This window comes from Methylophaga sp. SB9B, assembly GCF_004832235.1.
Taxonomy (GTDB): domain Bacteria; phylum Pseudomonadota; class Gammaproteobacteria; order Nitrosococcales; family Methylophagaceae; genus Methylophaga; species Methylophaga muralis.
On the sequence record NZ_SSXS01000014.1, the window covers coordinates 89,992 to 109,955 of the forward strand.

21 protein-coding genes are annotated in these 19,964 nt (G+C 45.1%); 13 read left to right on the forward strand and 8 right to left on the reverse strand.

Annotated features, from left to right (window positions below):
- The first annotated feature begins 78 nt into the window (after window positions 1–78).
- Both E8Q33_RS13810 and E8Q33_RS13815 read left to right on the forward strand, forming a co-directional pair.
- Entirely contained in the window at window positions 79–1,140 is a 1,062-nt protein-coding gene (locus E8Q33_RS13810; protein ID WP_305792043.1) for an efflux RND transporter periplasmic adaptor subunit, read from the forward strand.
- A 32-nt stretch (window positions 1,141–1,172) separates the two neighbouring features.
- Window positions 1,173–4,325, forward strand: coding sequence for an efflux RND transporter permease subunit (locus E8Q33_RS13815; protein WP_136555451.1), 3,153 nt, complete (start codon window positions 1,173–1,175; stop codon window positions 4,323–4,325).
- A 106-nt stretch (window positions 4,326–4,431) separates the two neighbouring features.
- Here the strand turns inward: E8Q33_RS13815 and E8Q33_RS13820 are convergent, their stop codons facing one another.
- The 4 genes from E8Q33_RS13820 to E8Q33_RS13835 all read right to left on the reverse strand — a co-directional run bounded on the left by E8Q33_RS13820 (window position 4,432) and on the right by E8Q33_RS13835 (window position 8,440).
- A complete protein-coding gene (locus E8Q33_RS13820) occupies window positions 4,432–5,997 on the reverse strand; it encodes a cation:proton antiporter family protein (protein ID WP_136555453.1) in 1,566 nt (521 codons plus the stop codon).
- A 167-nt stretch (window positions 5,998–6,164) separates the two neighbouring features.
- On the reverse strand, window positions 6,165–6,461 hold the full coding sequence (locus tag E8Q33_RS13825; RefSeq protein ID WP_136555455.1) for a DUF1840 domain-containing protein: 297 nt from the start codon (window positions 6,459–6,461) through the stop codon (window positions 6,165–6,167).
- 120 nt (window positions 6,462–6,581) lie between these two features.
- Entirely contained in the window at window positions 6,582–7,901 is a 1,320-nt protein-coding gene (locus E8Q33_RS13830) for a ferric reductase-like transmembrane domain-containing protein (protein WP_136555457.1), read from the reverse strand.
- Between the two features lie 218 nt (window positions 7,902–8,119).
- On the reverse strand, window positions 8,120–8,440 hold the full coding sequence (locus E8Q33_RS13835; protein ID WP_136555459.1) for a hypothetical protein: 321 nt from the start codon (window positions 8,438–8,440) through the stop codon (window positions 8,120–8,122).
- Window positions 8,441–8,664: 224 nt separating this feature from the next.
- Between E8Q33_RS13835 and E8Q33_RS13840 the strand changes: the two genes are divergently transcribed.
- The 4 genes from E8Q33_RS13840 (at window position 8,665) to E8Q33_RS13855 (ending at window position 11,741) form a co-directional block, all read left to right on the forward strand.
- Window positions 8,665–9,027: a winged helix-turn-helix domain-containing protein gene (locus E8Q33_RS13840; RefSeq protein WP_136555461.1), complete on the forward strand. Its 363-nt coding sequence runs from the start codon at window positions 8,665–8,667 to the stop codon at window positions 9,025–9,027.
- 100 nt (window positions 9,028–9,127) lie between these two features.
- On the forward strand, window positions 9,128–9,895 hold the full coding sequence (gene modA, locus E8Q33_RS13845; protein ID WP_136555462.1) for a molybdate ABC transporter substrate-binding protein: 768 nt from the start codon (window positions 9,128–9,130) through the stop codon (window positions 9,893–9,895).
- Window positions 9,896–9,912: 17 nt separating this feature from the next.
- Entirely contained in the window at window positions 9,913–10,578 is a 666-nt protein-coding gene (gene modB / locus E8Q33_RS13850; RefSeq protein WP_069294711.1) for a molybdate ABC transporter permease subunit, read from the forward strand.
- Window positions 10,575–11,741 carry an ABC transporter ATP-binding protein gene (locus E8Q33_RS13855; protein WP_136555464.1) on the forward strand — a complete coding sequence of 389 codons (1,167 nt, stop codon included), beginning with the start codon at window positions 10,575–10,577 and terminating at the stop codon, window positions 11,739–11,741. Before modB ends, E8Q33_RS13855 begins: the two co-directional genes overlap by 4 nt.
- Before the next feature lie 20 nt (window positions 11,742–11,761).
- Here the strand turns inward: E8Q33_RS13855 and E8Q33_RS13860 are convergent, their stop codons facing one another.
- From E8Q33_RS13860 to E8Q33_RS13870, 4 genes are all read right to left on the reverse strand, one after another.
- Window positions 11,762–12,034 carry a DUF1971 domain-containing protein gene (locus tag E8Q33_RS13860; protein ID WP_069294713.1) on the reverse strand — a complete coding sequence of 91 codons (273 nt, stop codon included), beginning with the start codon at window positions 12,032–12,034 and terminating at the stop codon, window positions 11,762–11,764.
- Between the two features lie 161 nt (window positions 12,035–12,195).
- Window positions 12,196–12,369: a hypothetical protein gene (locus E8Q33_RS15480; protein ID WP_168800219.1), complete on the reverse strand. Its 174-nt coding sequence runs from the start codon at window positions 12,367–12,369 to the stop codon at window positions 12,196–12,198.
- 221 nt (window positions 12,370–12,590) lie between these two features.
- Entirely contained in the window at window positions 12,591–13,838 is a 1,248-nt protein-coding gene (locus E8Q33_RS13865) for a phospholipase D family protein (protein ID WP_247870120.1), read from the reverse strand.
- Between the two features lie 280 nt (window positions 13,839–14,118).
- A complete protein-coding gene (locus tag E8Q33_RS13870; protein WP_136555466.1) occupies window positions 14,119–14,691 on the reverse strand; it encodes a LysE family translocator in 573 nt (190 codons plus the stop codon).
- Window positions 14,692–15,066: 375 nt separating this feature from the next.
- Between E8Q33_RS13870 and E8Q33_RS13875 the strand changes: the two genes are divergently transcribed.
- From E8Q33_RS13875 to E8Q33_RS13905, 7 genes are all read left to right on the forward strand, one after another.
- Window positions 15,067–16,239: an amine dehydrogenase large subunit gene (locus tag E8Q33_RS13875; protein WP_136555468.1), complete on the forward strand. Its 1,173-nt coding sequence runs from the start codon at window positions 15,067–15,069 to the stop codon at window positions 16,237–16,239.
- Complete coding sequence (locus tag E8Q33_RS13880) at window positions 16,236–16,772, forward strand: MauE/DoxX family redox-associated membrane protein (RefSeq protein WP_136555470.1); 537 nt, start codon at window positions 16,236–16,238, stop codon at window positions 16,770–16,772. The genes E8Q33_RS13875 and E8Q33_RS13880 overlap by 4 nt, the downstream gene beginning before the upstream one ends.
- Before the next feature lie 7 nt (window positions 16,773–16,779).
- Entirely contained in the window at window positions 16,780–17,376 is a 597-nt protein-coding gene (mauD, locus tag E8Q33_RS13885) for a methylamine dehydrogenase accessory protein MauD (protein WP_136555472.1), read from the forward strand.
- Window positions 17,377–17,406: 30 nt separating this feature from the next.
- Window positions 17,407–17,949 carry a methylamine dehydrogenase light chain gene (locus E8Q33_RS13890; RefSeq protein WP_136555474.1) on the forward strand — a complete coding sequence of 181 codons (543 nt, stop codon included), beginning with the start codon at window positions 17,407–17,409 and terminating at the stop codon, window positions 17,947–17,949.
- Window positions 17,942–18,400, forward strand: coding sequence for a cytochrome c (locus E8Q33_RS13895; RefSeq protein ID WP_136555476.1), 459 nt, complete (start codon window positions 17,942–17,944; stop codon window positions 18,398–18,400). The genes E8Q33_RS13890 and E8Q33_RS13895 overlap by 8 nt, the downstream gene beginning before the upstream one ends.
- Complete coding sequence (locus tag E8Q33_RS15760; protein WP_211116186.1) at window positions 18,378–18,863, forward strand: hypothetical protein; 486 nt, start codon at window positions 18,378–18,380, stop codon at window positions 18,861–18,863. Before E8Q33_RS13895 ends, E8Q33_RS15760 begins: the two co-directional genes overlap by 23 nt.
- A 281-nt stretch (window positions 18,864–19,144) precedes the next feature.
- Window positions 19,145–19,964 (forward strand): ImmA/IrrE family metallo-endopeptidase (locus tag E8Q33_RS13905; RefSeq protein ID WP_136555492.1); only part of this gene is annotated, 820 nt, incomplete at its 3' end.

Below are 19,964 nucleotides of genomic sequence, written 5' to 3' on the forward strand. Positions count from 1 at the left end.
CCCGCGTTAATATTGGTGAGTATGACTTTAGCAGGCTGCAAAGAAGACGAAGTCTATGTTGTCGTTTAGCCCAAACAAGTGGATGTTGTCGAAGTACAGCATGTGCGATTGTCTCAAACAGACGAACTAGCTGGTCGAGTTATCCCAGTTAGAGTCGCAGAAGTTCGTGCTCGAATTGCCGGCATCGTTTTGAAAAGGGAATTTGAAGAAGGTGCGGAGGTAAAAGCAGGACAAGTTTTATTCCGAATTGATCCAGCACCTTTCAAAGCGGTGTTGTCCCGCGCAGAGGCCGAACTTGCAAAAGCAGAAGCAGATTTATTCAATGCAGAAACTATCGTAAAACGATATAAACCTTTAGTCGAACAGCAGGCCATCAGTCAGCAAGAATTCGATACGGCGCAAACTGCCTATAAAAGTGCTCAAGCCGCAAAATTATCCGTATTAGCCGATATAGAAACAGCTAAGCTGAATTTAGACTATGCCACCGTAAGAGCGCCTATCTCCGGTCGAATTGGGCGTGCTTTTGTCACTGAAGGCGCGTTGGTTGGTCAAGGTGAAGCGACACCTATGGCAACCATTCAGCAGCTTGATCCCATTTTTGTCGATTTCACTCAATCTATTGAAAAGCTTATTCAAACCCGTGAAGCGATTGAGGATGGCCGTTTATCAACAAATGAAAGTGGTGATGCCATTATCACGTTAACGGTAGATGGCAGCACCCGAACACGTGAAGGTCATCTGTTGTTCTCAGATATTGGTGTAGATCAAACAAGTAATCAGGTTTCACTTCGCGGTCGTTTTTCTAACAGTGACAAAGTGCTGCTTCCCGGCATGTACGTTCGCATTCAAATTGAGCAAGGTATTTATCCTCAAGCTGTTTTAATTCCGCAACGATCCATCAGCCGCAGTACAGATGGTAAACCTCAGGTACTCGTCGTTGGTCAGGACAATATTGTTGAAGCCCGTTTAGTAGAAACTGGCGCAATGCATGGTAGTGAATGGCATATCTTAAATGGGCTGAATGCAGGTGAACGCATAATCGTTGGCGGCGCAAGCGCCGTTATGCCCAACGATACAGTTATCCCCCGGTTAGAAACGGCGAAAGTTGAAAGAAACACCACACCCTCCACCAAAATCTGAACTGATATTTAGCTGATTACCTGGGATAAACCATGTCAAATTTCTTTATTTCACGTCCCAACTTTGCCTGGGTTGTGGCCATCTTTATTGCTCTTGCTGGGTTGTTAGCAATTCCATCATTACCTGTTTCGCAGTTTCCTGTCGTGGCGCCTCCACAAATCATGATTACTGCCACTTATCCAGGTGCTTCAGCACAGGTGTTGGTTGAGACGGTGACCAATATCATTGAAGAAGAACTCAATGGCGCAAAAAATTTGCTCTATTACGATTCGGCTAGCAATTCAAATGGTGTGGCTGAAATAAGCGTAACCTTCGAACCGGGCACTGACCCTGACATGGCACAAGTTGATGTGCAGAATCGAATCAAAACCGCCGAGGCTCGTTTACCTGCTGAAGTGATACGCCAAGGTCTACAGGTTGAGCAAGCGAACGCCGGTTTTTTAATGATCTATTCATTGACTTACAAAGGTGATGATACTGACAAAGATATTGTCGGTCTTGCCGAAGTAGCAACACGCCAAATCAATAATGAAATACGCCGAGTACCAGGGGTCGGAAAGGTCCAATATTTCGGTTCAGAAGCAGCGATGCGGGTATGGATCGACCCTGAGAAATTGCGAGGCTTTAATATTTCCATGGCAGATATAACCGCTGCTATCACCGAACAGAACGCGCAAGTTCCAGCCGGTAGTTTTGGTGGTCGACCCAGCTTATCTGAACAAGAGCTCACTGGAACACTGCTCGTTAAAGGTACTCTCGACACACCAGAGGAGTTTGGACAAATTATCCTAAGAGCCAATAGAGATGGTTCTATTGTGCGATTATCTGATGTTGCCAAGCTTGAAATCGGTCGACAAGATTACAATTTTGAAACCCGCTTGAATGGTAAACAAGCTGTCGCCGGTGCTGTTCAGCTAGCGCCTGGTGCAAACGCAATTGCAACGGTAGAGGCGGTAAAAAAGCGCCTTGAGGAGCTCTCGGTAAATCTGCCAAGCGATATTGAAGCATCTGTTCCCTACGATACATCCTTGTTCGTTAAGGTCGCGATTGAAAAGGTTATACATACCTTGCTTGAAGCCATGGTTCTGGTGTTTCTGGTAATGTTCCTGTTCCTTCAAAATATCCGCTATACGATGATCCCGACAATTGTTGTGCCGGTATGTTTGCTTGGCACATTTGCTGTGATGTCGCTTTTAGGTTTCTCCATAAACATGATGACCATGTTCGGTATGGTCCTTGCGATTGGTATCTTAGTCGATGACGCAATAGTCGTTGTTGAGAACGTTGAACGCCTGATGGCAACAGAAGGCTTATCGCCTAAAGATGCAGCAAGAAAAGCGATGAAACAGGTTTCAGGCGCTATTGTGGGGATCACGCTTGTACTCTCAGCCGTGTTTTTACCGCTTGCATTTATGGATGGCTCCGTTGGTGTGATTTACCAACAGTTCTCGCTAGCGCTTGCTGTATCAATTTTGTTTTCGGGTTTTCTCGCACTTAGCCTGACACCGGCCTTATGCGCCACATTATTAAAACCTATTCCAAAAGGACATCACGAAGAAAAGAAAGGCTTTTTTGGATGGTTTAATAACACCTTCGGTTGGCTCACTAAAAAATATGTCTGGTTGAACAGTAACTTTGTGCAAAAAACCGGAAGATATATGGTCATTTACCTCGGCCTGGTTCTCACCTTAGGTTATTTTTACAGCCAGTTGCCAGAGTCTTTTTTGCCAGAAGAGGATCAAGGTTATTTTATTGTGGATGTCCAACTCCCCTCGGGCGCAACTTATTCGCGTACTGATACGACCATTCAGCAACTGGAAAACTTTTTAATCGATCGAGATTCAATGCAGGATGTGTTCTCCGTAATGGGCTTTAGTTTCTCCGGCATGGGGGATAACGCTGGCATTTTATTTCCCACATTAAAAGAATGGTCTGAGCGAGATAAATGGCAATCTGCCAAAAATGAAACTGACGCGGTCAATCAGGAGTTTGCCGATGTGAGTGATGGTGTCGTCATGGCGGTGATGGCACCTGCAATTGAAGGACTAGGTAATTCCGGCGGCTTCTCTTTGCGCTTGCAGGATCGAGCAGGATTAGGACGCGATGCATTATTAAACGCTCGAGACGAATTACTTGCAAAAGCAAACAGCTCTCCCACGATTGCCTACGCCATGATGGAAGGGTTACCAGAATCTCCGCAATTGAGAATCAACATCGATCGTGAGAAAGCGCAATCCATGGGCATCAAAATAGAATCTATTCACAATGTCATCTCCACTGCTTTTGGATCAGCCACTGTGAGTGATTTTGCCAATACAGGCCGTCTACAGCGCGTCGTCATTCAAGCGGACATTAACTCACGCATGACACCAGAACATGTTTCCCGGCTAAATGTGGAAAATAGCAATGGTGTGCAAGTGCCTTTTAGCGCCTTTGTCACCACAGAATGGGAAAATGGTGAGGTACAAGTTGCCCGCTACAATGGCTATCCATCTGTCCGGATTGCTGGAGATGCTGCACCAACTTATAGTTCAGGCCAAGCGATGGCTGAAATTGAACGCATTGTTTCTGAAATGCCTCAAGGGATTGGCTTTGAATGGACTGGACTTTCTTATCAAGAAAAAGCTGCTGGGGCTCAAGCACCTTTTCTATTCTCACTGGCGATTTTAGTCGTATTCCTCTTGCTGGTGGCCCTATACGAAAGTTGGTCCATACCGATTTCAGTGATGTTAATTGTGCCAATTGGTGCATTAGGATCGGTTCTTGCCGTAACAATCCTTGGCATGCCCAATGATGTGTATTTCAAAGTCGGCCTCATCACCATTATTGGTTTGTCAGCCAAAAATGCCATTTTGATTGTAGAGTTTGCCAAAGAGCTACGGGCTGAGGGTCATACGATTATTGAATCAGCCGTTGAAGCGGCAAAACTCCGCTTTCGTCCTATTACTATGACTTCGCTGGCATTCATATTAGGTGTCGTGCCATTAGCATTAGCGAGTGGTGCTGGTGCAGCCAGCCAACAAGCTTTGGGCGTCGGAGTTATTGGTGGAATGTTAAGTGCGACATTTTTGGGCGTGGTGTTTGTGCCAATATTTTTTGTTTGGGTTTTAACCACTATGTCTAAGCTGAAGCGAAAAAACAAAGATAAACCAATTCATCTCGACGAAAAACTGGCTGGTTCTTAAAACAATTTCTAACAGTTCAAATGATATGACACGAGCCTTTAACCTGGCTCAGATTCTGGAGAGGAAGTTTAAACTTCCTCTCCTATGTTACTAACTTTAAAACGACCTAATAAACCTCCTGCATCGCTCGGTCTGCCAGCGACAAACCTGCACCTTCGTATACTTCAAATACTTCATCCGCCCCTAAGGCTTTTAAGCGCTCTACTTCATCGGGATATTCGACAATGGCCGCCACACGGCCTTTAAAATCGCGGCCTCGCAGTTGTTCAAGTGCATACACATTCCCGGCATGATGTGGCATCGCCAACACCACCAGTTGAACTTGATCGCTCACCAATAATTTGTCCCAGAAATCCGAATCTACCGCATCGCCTTCAACGATTTGATAATGCTCGCTTAAACGTTCAACTTTGTTTTGATCGTTATCGATACCCAACACATTTAAATTATATTTATCCTGCAACCGTTGATAGGTACCCCGACCAATCTTGCCCATACCCAAAATGACAGCCTGAGCACCATTCAGCTCAATCGGTTTGTCATGCGGATGTAAATCCGCAGCAGGCACTTCATCTAATCGACCTCGGCTTAATTGATACAGGCGCTCGTTATAGTTATTCAAAATAGCTGCCACCACAAAACTCATCGCAACTGATAACGACAAAATTACCAGCCAGTCACTGCTCAACCAACCTTGCGTCATTGCAAGTGCTGCAACAATCAACCCGAATTCTGAGTAATTGGTCAGCGTCATTGAGGTTAATACCGAGGTACGTACTCGTAATTTAAAACGTGGGAACATCAGCACAAACAACACCGTTTTCAATGGAAGCAACACTAGTAAAAACACGGCCAGAGCTACATGTTCCCAACTAGGTAATGCGGTCAGCCCAATTGAAAGGAAAAACCCCACCAGAAACAGTTCTTTAATATTGAATAATGAACGCGCCAGACTGGCCGATGTTTTATGAGGTGCCAGCAGAATCCCCATAATCAACGCACCCAGATCGCCTTTCAGCCCGACCATCTCAAACAGTTTGTAACCCAGCACCAATGCCAGCACAAAGCCAAACAACACTTGCATTTCACCATGACCTAAGCGGTCCAAAATTTTCCGTAAAAATGGCGCTGCAGGAATCAGCAGAAATAAACCCAGAGCCCATACGGATGGCAGACTGCCGGTGGTGGCAGACAGGAAAACCACCGCAAAAATATCCTGCATGATCAAGATACCTATCGCCACCCGGCCATAAAACGATTGGGTTTCACTGCGTTCTTCAAGCAGTTTGACGGCAAATACGGTACTGGAAAACGACAAGGCAAAGGCCAAAATAAGGATGGCGGTCCAATCGGTAGATTGCATCAGCACAATGCCACCAAACTTGAGCAAGCCAAGGATCAATACAAATAACAGGCTGGACAGGGTGATATGTAAACTGGCCACGCCCCATACTTCGGATTGCAGCAACGTGCGGATATTGAGTTTAAGGCCGATGGTAAATAGTAATAAAGTGACGCCGAGATTGGCGATGGCATTGAGGGTCGGGGTCAGTTCATAGCCTGAATAATTGAGTAAAAACCCTGCTGCAAGAAATCCGGCCAGTGGTGGCAGGCGCAAAATCATTGCCAGCAAACCACCTGCAAAAGCGTAAATAAAATAAGCCGGTTCCACTGTATAACTCCCCAGTCTGAATGCCGATTGAAAGCCAATCGGCATATTTATTCAGGGGAATCATACCGTACAAAATCCCAATTCAGTCGAATCTAAACTATTTGATAGATCTGTTACTTTCTCCACCAGCAAATATAGTTGATGTAACTCGTATGCAAAGACAGATCTTATTTACCGTCCCACATCACATCGGCATTGGCGTCAATTGCTGCTTTTAACAGATTGATTAACGGCAATGCACGTTGTGACAGGCCTGGTTTGAATTCGCCGTCCTCAGGATCTTGATCTGCAGCTGCACTGGAATCAACGGCTTTTTGTAGATTCTCTAATGCACGTGGCAAATCCTGAGGCTGAAACGCGCCAGGAACGGTGCCGCTATGGCCCATTATTTTCAGCATATCTTTTGCTACATCACCTAACATCGTGATATTCGCTGAGGCTTTCGAACTAAACGTTACGATCATGGTTTTCTTCCTTATTTTTTAACCTGCGAACAGCCAGGCCATTGCTAGTGTAATGATTAATAAAACGACGGAAACCACACTACCGATTCGTCGAGCATATATATGCAACATAAAATTTCCTTACACTAAATCAAAGCGTTCAGAATAAATGCGCCGAGCATTCACACCACGTTTTTGCAGTTCAGGCTCCACCAGATCCATCATCGGTGGTGGTCCGCAGACAAAATAATCTATATCGTCAGCATCTTCTGGCAGGTATTCATCTAGCAAATCACCATCTACATACCCCGTTTCTCCCATCCAATCATCAGAAGGATCTGACAGCACATGAGCGAATGTAAAGGGAAGTTTTTGGGTAAATGCCTCCAGCGTTTCTCGCATAATGATTTCATCTTCTGACTTATTAGCATAAATCAGCCACATCGGAGTGTAATTCTCCTTTGCCAATCGACTGCGAATCATCGACAACACGGGGGTGATGCCAATGCCACCCACCACAAAAACAGCACGGCGTTTCGCATTAGGATCTAACGAAAACACTCCGTATGGTCCTTCCAGAAAAGCTTTATCTCCGGCTTTAACTTTGGATAAATGATGGGTGAAATCACCGACTTCTTTAATGACAAACTCCAATCTTTCTGGATTTGTTGCACTTGATGCCATTGAAAACGGATGTTGTTGTGTCGAAAACGGTGAATCCCCCATCGTCAGCCAGACAAATTGGCCAGGGTTAAATTTCATTCCCGAATGACCGTCTGCGACTAAAATCAAGTCGTTCGAATCCGCTCTCATTTCATCAGACTTAACCACCCGCCAAGGTCGTTTTTGTAACTGATAAGGTCGCCATAAACGTGTTTCCAGTAATAGTAATAACGGAATCGCGATCACAGCAATAATCAAGGCTTGAGTTAATAAACCTTCGGTATGGTGCTTGCCCATCAAGGCATGTCCTAACCCACCGGCCACCACGAATAACGACAAACTCGCATGAACGGTTCGCCATGTTTCATATTGCAAACCAAGTTCTTTTCGCCATAACGAACTGATAATTAATGCCGTCACTGCCAAAGCTAATGCAATCACACCACTTGCACGGAGCCAGTCTTCTCGCGGATCTAACCAGGCAATAAACTGCTGATCACCAGCAATTAATAACACCGGATGTGCCAGGATAAATAACCACGCAGCAATGCCGGTGCGTCGATGAAACTGCAGCAAATTGTCTTGCCCGACATTGCCGGCAAACCAGCGATGTCTACCCGAAATAATTAATTGAGTTGCCAGCATGCCCAGTCCTAATAAGCCGAGCATTGATCCCATTTCAACCATGAGATCTCGTGGCTCCGGGCGATCAATGCCCATGGCGATCATCATCGGCAGCAAAGCGATCACCAAATAAAGCACTAGCCAAAGAACAATATTGATGGGGTTTATCGGCATATAAAACACTCCGATTCAGGGTGAGTGGATGCAAGCGGACCGGCATGAAGAAATGTAAATGAAGAGGCAATAGAGGGATTTGCTTCAATCAACCTTAAACAACTCTAAAGCATATTGCTAATAGCCGTCGTTAACAGACATCAAACTCAGGTTTTTAAATAACTAAACCCGGCAGTCACTTCACTACCGGGTTTAGTTTTGATCAACGATTTAGGTAATTATCTAGGCTCAACTGTTGTTTCATATTCTGGGCTGACCAGACGTGGGTCACCTTTATCCAGACACAGGAACGTTGCATCGTAAAAATATTTTACTTTTTGACGTTTTAAGATTTTAGTGACCAACAGTTCTTTACCCTGACTGGCACAATATTCACCAGCTTGATCCAATACAGAAGCTTTAGCGGGTGTTGCGTTCACATGGTCAGCAGAAACCGTATAGGTATCCGGGCCGACTTTTTTTACTCCTGTAGTTTTGACTGCACAGCCGGAAACTAAAGCGACTACTGACAAACTAACGATCAAAGCAATTATTTTCATTGTTATCTCCATGTTAATGAGGGCTTGGTTATTTTTTAAAGCCGCCTTTGTTGTGGCGCTAAAAGATAAACAAGCCCCATGTCGCCATTATCAGCGGTTTACCACCCAACAACAATGTCTATTAAAGACCAGAAAAATCAGCTTGGCTTTAACATACATTTAGCTCTGGTTAGAGAGTGACAAAGGCTCTGGCCTTCACCTACGCTTTTGTTTAGGCTAGCGCTATGCAATCAACACCCAAAACAAATAATGTCATTCTAGTACGTCCCAGAATATATCTGGGCAAAGGCTTGGCTATTGGTCCTGGCAAGATCGATTTATTACGAGCTATCGCGGAACTGAAATCGATTGCTGCAGCAGCAAGAAAACTCAGTATTCCTTATAAAAGAGCCTGGGCGCTGATTGATTCGCTGAATCAGGGTTTTGGTAAACCGGTGGTTGAAACCACCAGTGGAGGAAAAGGTGGCGGTGGCACTTCGTTAACCCTTCTCGGCCAGCAGCTGGTAGAGAAGTATGATGCTCTTGAAACACGCCTTAATGCACAAGCCACCGAAGAATTAGCCGCCGTTCGCGCCTTAACCGATTAGTCTCAATCCTTCGCAAAGTTGTTGTCATAAATCACATGCATTATATTGAGCGTTATGTCTCAACAGGCCTAACGAAAGCAGCCCCATTAGTCAGGACACCATGAAGCCTTTTAAATTAATTGCCAGTTTTTTTATCGTACTGCTTTCGACCCAGGCTATGGCTGAAAGAGCTACGGTAGCAGCGGCATCCGATCTCAAATTTGCAATCGAAGAAGTCGCCGCTTTATTTGAGCAGCAAACCGGTCAGCAACTACGTTTAGTGTTCGGTTCGTCCGGCAACTTCAAAACCCAGATCCTGCAAGGCGCGCCATTTCATGTGTTTATGTCAGCAGATGAAAATTTTGTATTTGAATTAGCTAAAGCCGGTAAAACTCAAGATCAAGGTCGCATCTACGCTATTGGCCGCATTGGCATTATGGTGCCGCATCAATCTCCGTTAAAAGCCGATGGCGAACTGACTGATTTAACCAAGGCTATAAAAGATGGTCGATTACAGAAATTCGCTATCGCTAACCCTGAACATGCTCCCTATGGAACGCGGGCAATGGAAGCTTTGCAATATGCCGAGCTGTGGCAGAGCATTCAAACAAAGCTGGTTTATGGCGAAAATATTTCTCAAGCCGCCCAGTTTGCCACTTCTGGATCCACCCAAGGCGGCATTATTGCGTTATCTCTTGCACTTGCCCCACAAGTTGCCAAATTAGGTGAGTTTGAATTGATCCCCGAACACTGGCATCAGCCACTTATTCAACGCATGGTGGTGATAAAAGACGCGCCATCAGCCGCACAACAATTTTATGATTTTCTCGCCACACCACCAGCACAAGACATCATGGTGCGTTATGGCTTTGCGATGCCCGATGCCTAACTTAAAGCGACTTTAAAATGGATTGGCAGGCGTTAATACTCTCGCTGCAACTGGCTTTTGTAACCTTGCTGATTTTGCTGCCGTTTGGCCTGTTACTAGGTCGTTGGCTGGCACATACCGAGGTTCGTTATAAAGCCTGGATAGAAGGCCTAGTGGTTTTGCCATTGGTATTACCCCCGACGGTTTTAGGCTATTACCTGCTGGTTTCTATGGGCGGTGGCTCACCGTTTGGCCAATGGTTCGCCGAGACTTTTGGCTTTCAACTGACCTTTAATTTTTTAGGTTTGGTGATTGCCTCGGTGATTTTTAATATCCCGTTTCTGGTACAACCAATTCAACGTGCCTTTGAATCTATCCCTAGGGAATTAGGCGAAGCTGCTGCGGTCAGTGGCTTAAGCAAATGGCAAAGCTTCTGGCGTATTGAAGTGCTATTGGCCTGGCCCGGTATTTTATCCGGCATGGTTTTAACCTTTGTACACACCATGGGCGAGTTTGGTGTGGTTTTAATGGTCGGTGGCAGTATTCCCGGTGAAACCAAAACCATCGCCATATCGATTTATGATCGAGTGCAGTCATTTGATCTCGACGGGGCAAATCAAATGGCGATGATGTTATTGCTCTTGTCGTTGACCGCAGTAGTCGCGTCATTTTTTGCTTCGGCACGATTGGCGGTTAAACGATGACGCAACATTCTCCGGCCCTGCAGGTTTCGATTGAACAAACATTGCCGATGCCGATAAAAGGCTACTTTCAATGTGAATCCGGGCAGTTATTAGCATTGGTCGGCCCGTCAGGAGCAGGCAAAACCTCATTAATACGGATGTTGTCAGGTTTAATGCAACCGCAGCAGGGCAAAGTAATTGTCGGCGACGAAGTCTGGTGCGATACCGAGCAGAATATTTGTCTTTCTCCTCAAAGTCGTCATGTCGGCATGGTGTTTCAAAACTACACGCTGATGCCGCATTTTGATGCGATTGAAAATGTGTCATTACCCCTGTTGCATTTGCCCAAAGCTGAACGGATAAAACAAGCTAAACGCTGGCTGGATCACGTGGGGTTAACTGATGCAGAACAACACCGTAAACCAGCAGATTTATCGGGCGGTCAGCAACAACGTGTCGCCGTTGCCCGAGCATTAGCCCGTGAACCCAAATTGATGCTATTGGATGAACCCTTTTCAGCAGTAGATCAGATGAATCGTCAAAGTCTTTATCGATTGCTGGCAGATTTACGTCGTGAATTAGCCATTCCGATTATTTTAGTCACCCATGATTTAAACGAAGCGCGAATGTTGGCTGATCAATTAGTTGTGATCGATAACGGCCAAATTCTGCAGCAAGGCACGCCGTCGGATATTTACAATGCACCACGTAATGCTCGAGTGGCTGATCTGGTCGGTATACATAATCGTTTTCTGGGGGAATGGATTGGACCATCAGAGCAATCCGGGCAAGGGTTATTGCGTTGGAAAGGGCAAGGTTTAAGCGTTGCCCAACAACCTGTTTTACAAGTGCGTGATAAGGGTAGATTACCTGAAGGTCAGCCCGTCAACTGGGTAATTCCAAGTGATGGCATCAGCTTGATTAAAAAAAATGAAATTGCTCAACAGAATGACTTTCATGCCGAAGTGACGGAATCCAGACATTTAGGTGAAATCAACCTGCTGACATTAACTATTGAAGAAGTAGCCGGAGCTGAATTTGTGTTGACCTTATCGGGTTCCTTTCGCAAAAACCTGCCTGTTGGAACCAAGCTCGGGATCCGCTTGGATTTGAGTTTAGTGCATGTCATGCCGATTCGAGCGGATGGTCAGGGCAAAAACAGGCTCAAAATAAACAAAGCCTGAAAGCCCCTATCTAACTTGTGTTACTGATAAAACTCTACATAAAACCGCACGGAACCAACAGGTTTCACCTGATGTAAAACAGTTGGCTCAACCACACCAAAGGTATTGATATCCAAAGTAATTTCTTCAAACGGCTCATGAATGGTGTAAAGCAGATGTCCGCTCAATACGACGATTTTTCCCCAAACATCAGCTTTAGTTTGATGATTCTTTAACAAACCTTCAGGAATTGACTCCTCATCAAACTCAGGGGTGCGTTTATAGGAAACAACAGTGTCTGGTAGTGATTTCATCGTCAGCCTCTCATTGTTCGGATGGAGCCTGAAAAGTCTATTGAACGGTAAATTCAATCAGGCGCGATTTCATAGCCACTATATAACTTTCATTTATATAAAGCTGCATTTATAAGCTGTGAGAGTCAACAACGCCGATGAAAGAAGGGTTTAGCCAAGCCTTATAAAAGCTCGGTACTCGTGATATGCACTTCACCATCCACCGCTTGATGATTGCGAATCATGCCCTCAGCAATCTCTTCAAACTTATATTGATGATCGAGAAACAACGTCTCAGCATCATCTTCATCGTCAGGGGTAGTCAGCTCAAGCAAAGCTCTTTTGAAACAATACATGCCACCGTTTGCTTATCCACAATGGCAAAAAACGTCACATCGTTGTCATTCACCACATAATCACTCGTAAAGTCGATATCCATAACGTCTCCTTGGGTTAATTAAGGTTTCTGAAAATTATTTCGACATAAAACATAGAGAATAAAAGTGACAGATTGTTCCAACCGACGCGTTAACTGATGTTAATCACGATGATTTTTCGCATGCATTCTAAAATCACGTTAAAAAGTGCTTAGGCCAGTCGCTTCCATAAAGCGATAAAGCATACGCGGCCAAAGCCTTTCATCGGCATAGGTGGTGTAGTCGACACTGTAGTTACGATCGTTCAGATTGTTCCAACGCTCTTCAAACCACTGCTCAGCTTGTTGTATAGGTTCAGCATCAGCAGAGCCACGCAGGATCACGTTGGTTTCCAGATTGAGGTTATGCAGATTTCGTCGGGTAAAGTTGGTAGAGCCAAGCAACATCGTTGTTTGCGCACCAGCATCACGATGCATCAACCATTTGGCATGACATTGCTCGCCATGAGTATCGCACCAACGCACCGTAATGCCGGCTTGCATCAATTCATGTGCTACCGGACGATTGGGCACACCGTTTTTCTCCCGACCAAATGCATCTTTGTTGGGATCGAGTAATACCCGTAACGTCACGCCCCGCTCAGCTGCTCGTTTCAGAGCTTTCACAATCTGTCGGTCAGACAAATAAAACATCGCCATGTCCAGTTGCTCTTCGGGTTTGGCTTTATCAATCAGATCTAAGGCCGCCCGCTCAACAGCCCGTTCAGTGACCACTTGAACAGTAAGCTCGTTGGTTGCCGAATTGGATATTTGCACCAACTCCGGTATCGGAACCGGTTCGCCAGAAAACTTCAACACGGCCGCTTCGCTTTCAAACAAATCCCAGGCTGCATCGCCATGAAAACGTAACGCCACATTGCCATGTGCACTACTGCCATCATGAGGGTTAGCTGAGGTAACCAACGCCGTCAGTTCATGAGCGTCATCAGAAATGATCAGTTTGCGATGGTTGGCTTTAAAATTCAGCATCGCAAGATAGCTACGCAGTGAAACTCGACCCTCGCCAAAAGGATTGGGCAACAGCTTGCCCTCGCTATTGCCAAAGGGCTGGATAAATAAACGCCAGATAGCAGAATATGCCGGGTTGCTATCACGCAAGCGAGTCAAATCGGTCAAAGTAACTGGAATACCGGCCGCTTCCAGTTGCTCAAAATGCTGGGAAGGAAGCCCGCCATAAACACTGTTAAGCGGATCAGTGATCACCCATATATCCAGTTCCGGGTAGCGTTGTTTCTGGGCAATCAGTGCATCGGTTAATTCGTCAGATAAGTTACGATGCGTCTCTGCAACTTGTCCCTGAAAATCATTGAATAGGAACATATCCACCAGCACCAAACGACGGGCACCGGCAATCATCTCCAGCACGGCATCAAATATTTGCTGATCCATCTGCGTTCGCCATCAGCATTGGTATATGTCCGGTCAGCCAGAAACTGAACTTCAGTAGCAGATCGCTCCGCGGGCGAAAAATCCAAACCATGAGGCAACGGTTTATATACTTGGTAAATCGCAATAACCACTAACCAGAGCACTATTAGAGCGACCAGCCTCGCTGCTAACCGCTGATTGCGATGTGTTCCTTCGTTGGAATTTAACTCTGTCATGGGGTGGTGCTCCTTTTTGCCACTCGCTTACCTAAATCCATTTTAATTGCGTGTTAAACCAAATTTTATTGCCACGCCGATATCACGATAAATCCTGCAAACCCAGTCAACATGACACTTGAAAACCGATTGAACAGCTTTAAGTTGTGTTGCCCAGCGACTGATCCCACAAGGTAGCCAAACACTACCCAGCTCAAACCAATAAACATGATGCTTGCGGCCAAAGCGACAAAATACCAATGCATCTGATTATGGCCAATAGGGATAAGCGTTAAGGCAAACACAAAGGCTTTTGGGTTTAAAAACGTCACTAGAAAGATTTTTTTAAAGGTGATCAGCTCAGCTGTGGCACTGATATGGTCGGCTCGGCGCCACATGCTGATAGCCAAATAAATAATATATAGGCCAAGGATCACAGCTAGCAGCGGCTGAAACAAAGGAAACTGCTCAATGATCGGTTCAAAAATAATCAGAATCAGCAGAATTGCGCTGAGATAGCCCAATAATTCCCCTATCAACAGTGGCAAGGATCGACGTACGCCCACCACTGCCCCGGAAGCCCATAACAAGGTATTGGTCGGGCCAGGCGTTAACAACAATATTACAGTGGCAAATAGAAATAAAAGTGGGCTAGTCATCTTTCACATGATAAATCAGCAGGAGCATTCTGTATTAAGAAGTTACTCAAAAATAATTGAGATAACAGGTAATCATTTACAGTTTCTATCTTTAATGGGTCTCGCTCTCGACAGTTTAGTGTCCAAACTGCATTTAGTGCAGTTCCTGCCACCAAAAAAAGTGCATGACTTTCGCTTGATGCACATTAATAAAGCATAAAAATGTCTTCCGTCCTTGCAGGAAAAAAGACTATGTAATCCAAAATATAAATTATCTTATTAAAAATCAGTTTGTTATAGATATTTCATCTTAAGAAAATCCAAGCTGAACACATTGGCATATTTAGTGCTCATCCCAATAAAAATCATCATTTTCAGTTAATTGGGAGATAAATCATGCGCTATAAAAGTGTGTTGATGCTTAGCTTGGGCTTAATAGGCTCAATAAGCACCACGTTTAGTTATGCAGAAGATGAGTTCGTCCCTGAAGTATTAACCGTGGAACCAAGCATTGCCCCCGGCCCGAGTATTTTTGTTTTGGATCAAAGTTGGGATGGTGCCAGCTGGGTGCATATTCGATCCGCCGAAGATCTCACATCGATTAAAGGCAGCCTGAGCGCTGGCGTGGTCTCTCAATTTGCCATGAGTAAAGATGGCAAGTCTGCTTACCTCGCTTCGGTGTATGCCAAGCGAATTATGTCCGGCCCGACAGAAGCAGTTTTGGAAGAATTTGATGCCAAGAGCTTAGTCAAAACACGTGAAATCATCCTGTCGCCGAAAATGGCTCAGTCCGCTCCACAGCTGAGTTATCTTGAATTTTCAGCTGATGGTAAATATGCCTACGTACAAAATGCCACTCCGGCCACCTCGGTTACTGTGGTGGATATGGAAGCAGGCGAAGTTCTAACTGAAATCCCTCACCCGGGTTGCATCGGCATCTACCCTGCTTTAGAAGGCAATCGCTTTAGCAGTTTATGTGGTGATGGTACGGTCACTAGCTATTCGTTTTCAGCCGATGGCAAAGTTAACAATCCGGTTAAAAGTGCCAAAGTATTTGATGCAGATGATGACCCCGTTTATGTGCATGTTTTACGTGTAGATAACGATCTTGTTCTCACCTCTTTCAACGGTAATCTGTACCGCGTTTCTGATGCTGATGAAAAACCTAGTCTGGTTGATAAATTTTCTTATGTAGAAGGCGTTGAAGGTGAATGGGCTCCGGGCGGCGTCGCGGTTATGACGTATAACAAAGCCAATAATGTGGTCTTTATGACAATGCATTCTGAGGCCTATAACGGCAGTCATAAAAATGGTGCAGAAGAAATCTGGACTATCAGCCTCGATAGTAAAAAAGTGGTTTCACGCATGCCGGTTGATATAGAAGATTCCGGTATCTCTTCACTTGCCGTTACCGATGGTAAAGATCCTATTTTATTTGCTCATGACTCTGAGCTTGGCGTGGTTTATCGCTTCACCATCGATCCTAAAGCCGACTTTGCAGCTACTCTGCAAGAAGACATTGCCGAAGATGTTGGCCATTACGACATCGTCTGGATTGCTGACAAATGAATGTCGATCAGCTAGTGCATCTGACGGCGATAACCGGCACCACCTTTCTGGTGCTGCTGTTTGTTATTTCCGTATTGCACAAATTATTGGATGTAGATCGCTTTTCCGGTTACGTAAACAATTACGATCTCGTCCCAGAACAATCGGTTAAAGCCACAACTTACGGCCTGATTGGCCTGGAGATTGCCATTAGTTTGGGCTTAATCATTCCAGCCTTTAATGGAATTGCCACTGTGGCAGCCATTGCTCTGTTATCCATCTACGCCCTGGCAATGCTGATTAATATCCGCCGCGGCAATACGCAGATTGAGTGTGGCTGTGGTGGTCCAGTGATGTTTTTATCTTATGACCTGGTGCTACGGAACGGCCTGATTATATTGATAGCGTTACCGGCTCTGTTCGCCCACCCCACCGACATAAACATGATCGATACCTTCGTATCGGTTAGTTGTGGTGCTTTGCTGTTTCTCATGTTCATCATCGCTGAAAAACTGCTGGCCAACTTCCACCACTCACAAACTTTAAATCGGTAACAACATCATGATTAATACACTGATTTTTCTCGTCGCGCTTCTCTCCATCATCGTGATTGTACTGACGATTATGGTGTTTGCCATGGCTCGGCAAATCGGCATTTTGTTTGAACGGATCTCGCCTATCGGCGCGATGATTAACGATTCTGGCCCACAAATTGGTGCTGCCAGCCCGAGCTTTGATTTAACCAGCTTAAATGGCGGTGACGTTAAGATTGGCTATAAAGGTGATAAAAGCACTTTGGTGTTTTTCTTATCCCCAACCTGCCCGATTTGTAACAAGCTGTTACCAGCAATTAAATCGATTCAAAGCGCTGAAGGTAGCTGGCTCAATATCGTGTTAGCCAGCGACGGTGAAGCCACCAAACACCTCGAGTTCATTCAAAAACACGCCATCACCAATTTTCCTTATGTGCTGTCTCAGCCATTAGGCACGACCTATCGTGTCTCACGCCTGCCGTTCGCTGTGCTGCTTAACAATGAAGGTGTGGTGCTCGCCAAAGGTTTGGTCAACACCCGCGAACAACTCGACAGCTTATTTAATGCAGCTGAAACGGGCTTTGCTTCTATTCAAGAATTAGCTAAGCAACACACGATTAGTTAAGAAATAACCATTTAGACCAAGGAGACATCCATGTTCACTAAACTTGAAAAAATGCTCCAAATGCTGGATAGCCGTGCAGAAAAGCAAGCCCGTAAAAGTGCAGAGACGCATGGCCGAAGAGGATTTTTGTCGAAGGTCGGCGGTTTAATGGTGGCCAGTGCCTTGTTTCCAGTATTACCGTTTGATCGCTCAATGGGTAAGGCTTATGCCTCGGATGGATCTTCTGTATTTGATGAAACTTCCTGCGATTATTGGCGTTACTGCGCGTTAGATGGCACGTTATGTAATGACTCCGGTGGCACAAACACCTCATGTCCTCCCGGCTCAGATGCCTCAAAAGTCGCATGGGTGGGTACTTGCCTTAATCCGGATGACGGCAAGGATTACCTGGTTTCTTACAATGATTGCTGTGGTAAAGCAGCTCTGGTCGGCAGTACCTTCTGCTTTACCAGCCAAGACGAACGGCCGGGATATCGGATGGGCCTGCATAACGATATTAACTGGTGTATGGCCAATGACAACAAAGGCTATTACTGCACAGTCGCCCTGCTAGTCGGTATCGTAGATGAATAACAGAAAACACTTTCGGCATGCTGTTGCTTCAGCATTGGTACTGATCACTACTTCGCCAAACATTTGGGCAGCAGAAGTAAGCGGTGCAGATTTGTTCACGAATACCTGTGCTGCATGTCATGGCGATGCTGGCGTCGGCATACCGGGCTTGGCACCGCCACTGCAAAACGCTGAGTTATGGGAACGGCTAGGTTCAAAAGGTAATGAATATATTGCTGGTGTCATGACAGCAGGATTGAGCGGGACCATTACGGTTGACGGTATCAAATATCAAGCCATGGTCATGCCGCCCCAATCGATGGTTGAAAGTGAGGAATTGGTCAAAATAGCGGAGTATGTTCTCACCACCTTAAACGGAAGTGACGCAGTACCGGATGCTGCCCTCATCGACAAATTGAAAGCCACGCCGCTGTCGCACAAAGAGCTGCGTGCGATACGCGAACAAAAGTAATATGACGGGCAAACGCATCAGGTTGTTATGTTGGTTAATGGCGTTAACAGCCATTCCTTCAATTTCACCCGTGCTTGCTGAACCGGCTCGTTACAATGCCGCCAACAGCTACATCTTAAAATGTGCCGGCTGTCATGCAATGGATGGCACAGGTTCAGCAGCCGGCGGTATCCCACCGTTACAATTAATAAATGCCTTCACCTCAGACACCAAAGGCCGTACCTATCTGATGCATGTTCCAGGCGTAGCCAGCTCTGGCTTAAATTCAACCGAAATCGCCGAAGTAATGAATTACATCGTCGAGCTTTGGGGCGATAAAACTGCAGATTACACCCCATTTACCAAGGAAGAAGTGAACCAACTTCGTGCCATAGATATTGCTGACGTGGTCAGCTACCGCAGGGAAATTGCTGAGCAATATAAAAAAGAAGGCAAAGAAGTGGCCGACTATCCGTGGCCATAAATACGTCTGATTAAAATCTTTAGTTTGGCCTCAAACACCTTTAATTCACAATTCGACATAAATACCTTCAGCTAGGCCTGGAACATAATTTTTTACATTTTCCTCTATACTGCCCGTCCTTCAATTTATCTACTTTATATATTTAATTTCGTTTAAATCCATATGGATAGCTGAGAATCATTAGCAATGGTGGATACTCGACAGATGTACCCTCAAGGTTTACAATTTGTAAACTATTTTAAATTTTATAAACCTTGTGTAATTTTTTAAGGAGAGCGGCAATGTTTGGGGAACGTCTTGTTCGAGCCCGAAAAGCTGCTGGGCTATCAATGAAAGCACTTGCCGATGAAGTCGGCATTTCTGCTAACGCTATCAAGAAGTATGAGCATGGCGAAAACATGCCATCCTCTTCAAAATTATTAAAAATAGCTCAAGCCTTGAATGTTCGTTCAGAGTACTTCTTTCGTCCTGTCAAAGTTGACCTGAAAGGTGTTGAATATCGCAAACACGCTAATACACCACAGAAACTATTAGACCAAATAAATGGTGATGTGCTGGAGCAAGCTGAACGCTGGAAAGAACTATTAGACTTATATCCCGATTCAGTTAAACCCGTACCTGAATTCTCAATACCGAATGACTTACCAGAAAAAATTCATTCGTCTGAAGATATCGAAATGCTAGCCAATCAGACACGTTCATCCTGGTCGTTAGGTTTAAACCCAATTTCAGACATGATAGATACCCTAGAATCTCAAGGTGTGATGATTATTGTTACGGATATTGAGTCAAAGAAAAAATTTGATGGTTTGGCAGGAAAAATTGATAAAACGCCCATTGTGGTGATTTCAGCTCATCAGCCTGGAGATCGACAACGCTTTACTCTTGCCCACGAGTTGGGACATTTGATACTGAAAGGTCGGCTTGCTGATGATATGGAAGAAGAAAAAGCCTGCAATCATTTTGCCGGGGCTTTCCTGCTACCACGTGAAGCTTTATACCAACATTTAGGCAATCGTCGAAGCGCTATTGAATGGCGAGAATTGTTTATGCTCAAACATGAGTTCGGCATCAGTATGATGGCGGTACTTATGCGGGCCG

Excerpts from the sequence above, each read along its gene's own strand:
- E8Q33_RS13815 (WP_136555451.1), top strand. The coding sequence starts at position 1,173 with ATGTCAAATTTCTTTATTTCACGTCCCAACTTTGCCTGGGTTGTGGCC.
- E8Q33_RS13825 (WP_136555455.1), bottom strand. The coding sequence starts at position 6,461 with ATGATCGTAACGTTTAGTTCGAAAGCCTCAGCGAATATCACGATGTTA.
- E8Q33_RS13830 (WP_136555457.1), bottom strand. The coding sequence starts at position 7,901 with ATGCCGATAAACCCCATCAATATTGTTCTTTGGCTAGTGCTTTATTTG.
- E8Q33_RS13835 (WP_136555459.1), bottom strand. The coding sequence starts at position 8,440 with ATGAAAATAATTGCTTTGATCGTTAGTTTGTCAGTAGTCGCTTTAGTT.
- E8Q33_RS13840 (WP_136555461.1), top strand. The coding sequence starts at position 8,665 with ATGCAATCAACACCCAAAACAAATAATGTCATTCTAGTACGTCCCAGA.
- modA (WP_136555462.1), top strand. The coding sequence starts at position 9,128 with ATGAAGCCTTTTAAATTAATTGCCAGTTTTTTTATCGTACTGCTTTCG.
- modB (WP_069294711.1), top strand. The coding sequence starts at position 9,913 with ATGGATTGGCAGGCGTTAATACTCTCGCTGCAACTGGCTTTTGTAACC.
- E8Q33_RS13855 (WP_136555464.1), top strand. The coding sequence starts at position 10,575 with ATGACGCAACATTCTCCGGCCCTGCAGGTTTCGATTGAACAAACATTG.
- E8Q33_RS13860 (WP_069294713.1), bottom strand. The coding sequence starts at position 12,034 with ATGAAATCACTACCAGACACTGTTGTTTCCTATAAACGCACCCCTGAG.
- E8Q33_RS15480 (WP_168800219.1), bottom strand. The coding sequence starts at position 12,369 with ATGTATTGTTTCAAAAGAGCTTTGCTTGAGCTGACTACCCCTGACGAT.
- E8Q33_RS13865 (WP_247870120.1), bottom strand. The coding sequence starts at position 13,838 with ATGGATCAGCAAATATTTGATGCCGTGCTGGAGATGATTGCCGGTGCC.
- E8Q33_RS13870 (WP_136555466.1), bottom strand. The coding sequence starts at position 14,691 with ATGACTAGCCCACTTTTATTTCTATTTGCCACTGTAATATTGTTGTTA.
- E8Q33_RS13875 (WP_136555468.1), top strand. The coding sequence starts at position 15,067 with ATGCGCTATAAAAGTGTGTTGATGCTTAGCTTGGGCTTAATAGGCTCA.
- E8Q33_RS13880 (WP_136555470.1), top strand. The coding sequence starts at position 16,236 with ATGAATGTCGATCAGCTAGTGCATCTGACGGCGATAACCGGCACCACC.
- mauD (WP_136555472.1), top strand. The coding sequence starts at position 16,780 with ATGATTAATACACTGATTTTTCTCGTCGCGCTTCTCTCCATCATCGTG.
- E8Q33_RS13890 (WP_136555474.1), top strand. The coding sequence starts at position 17,407 with ATGTTCACTAAACTTGAAAAAATGCTCCAAATGCTGGATAGCCGTGCA.
- E8Q33_RS13895 (WP_136555476.1), top strand. The coding sequence starts at position 17,942 with ATGAATAACAGAAAACACTTTCGGCATGCTGTTGCTTCAGCATTGGTA.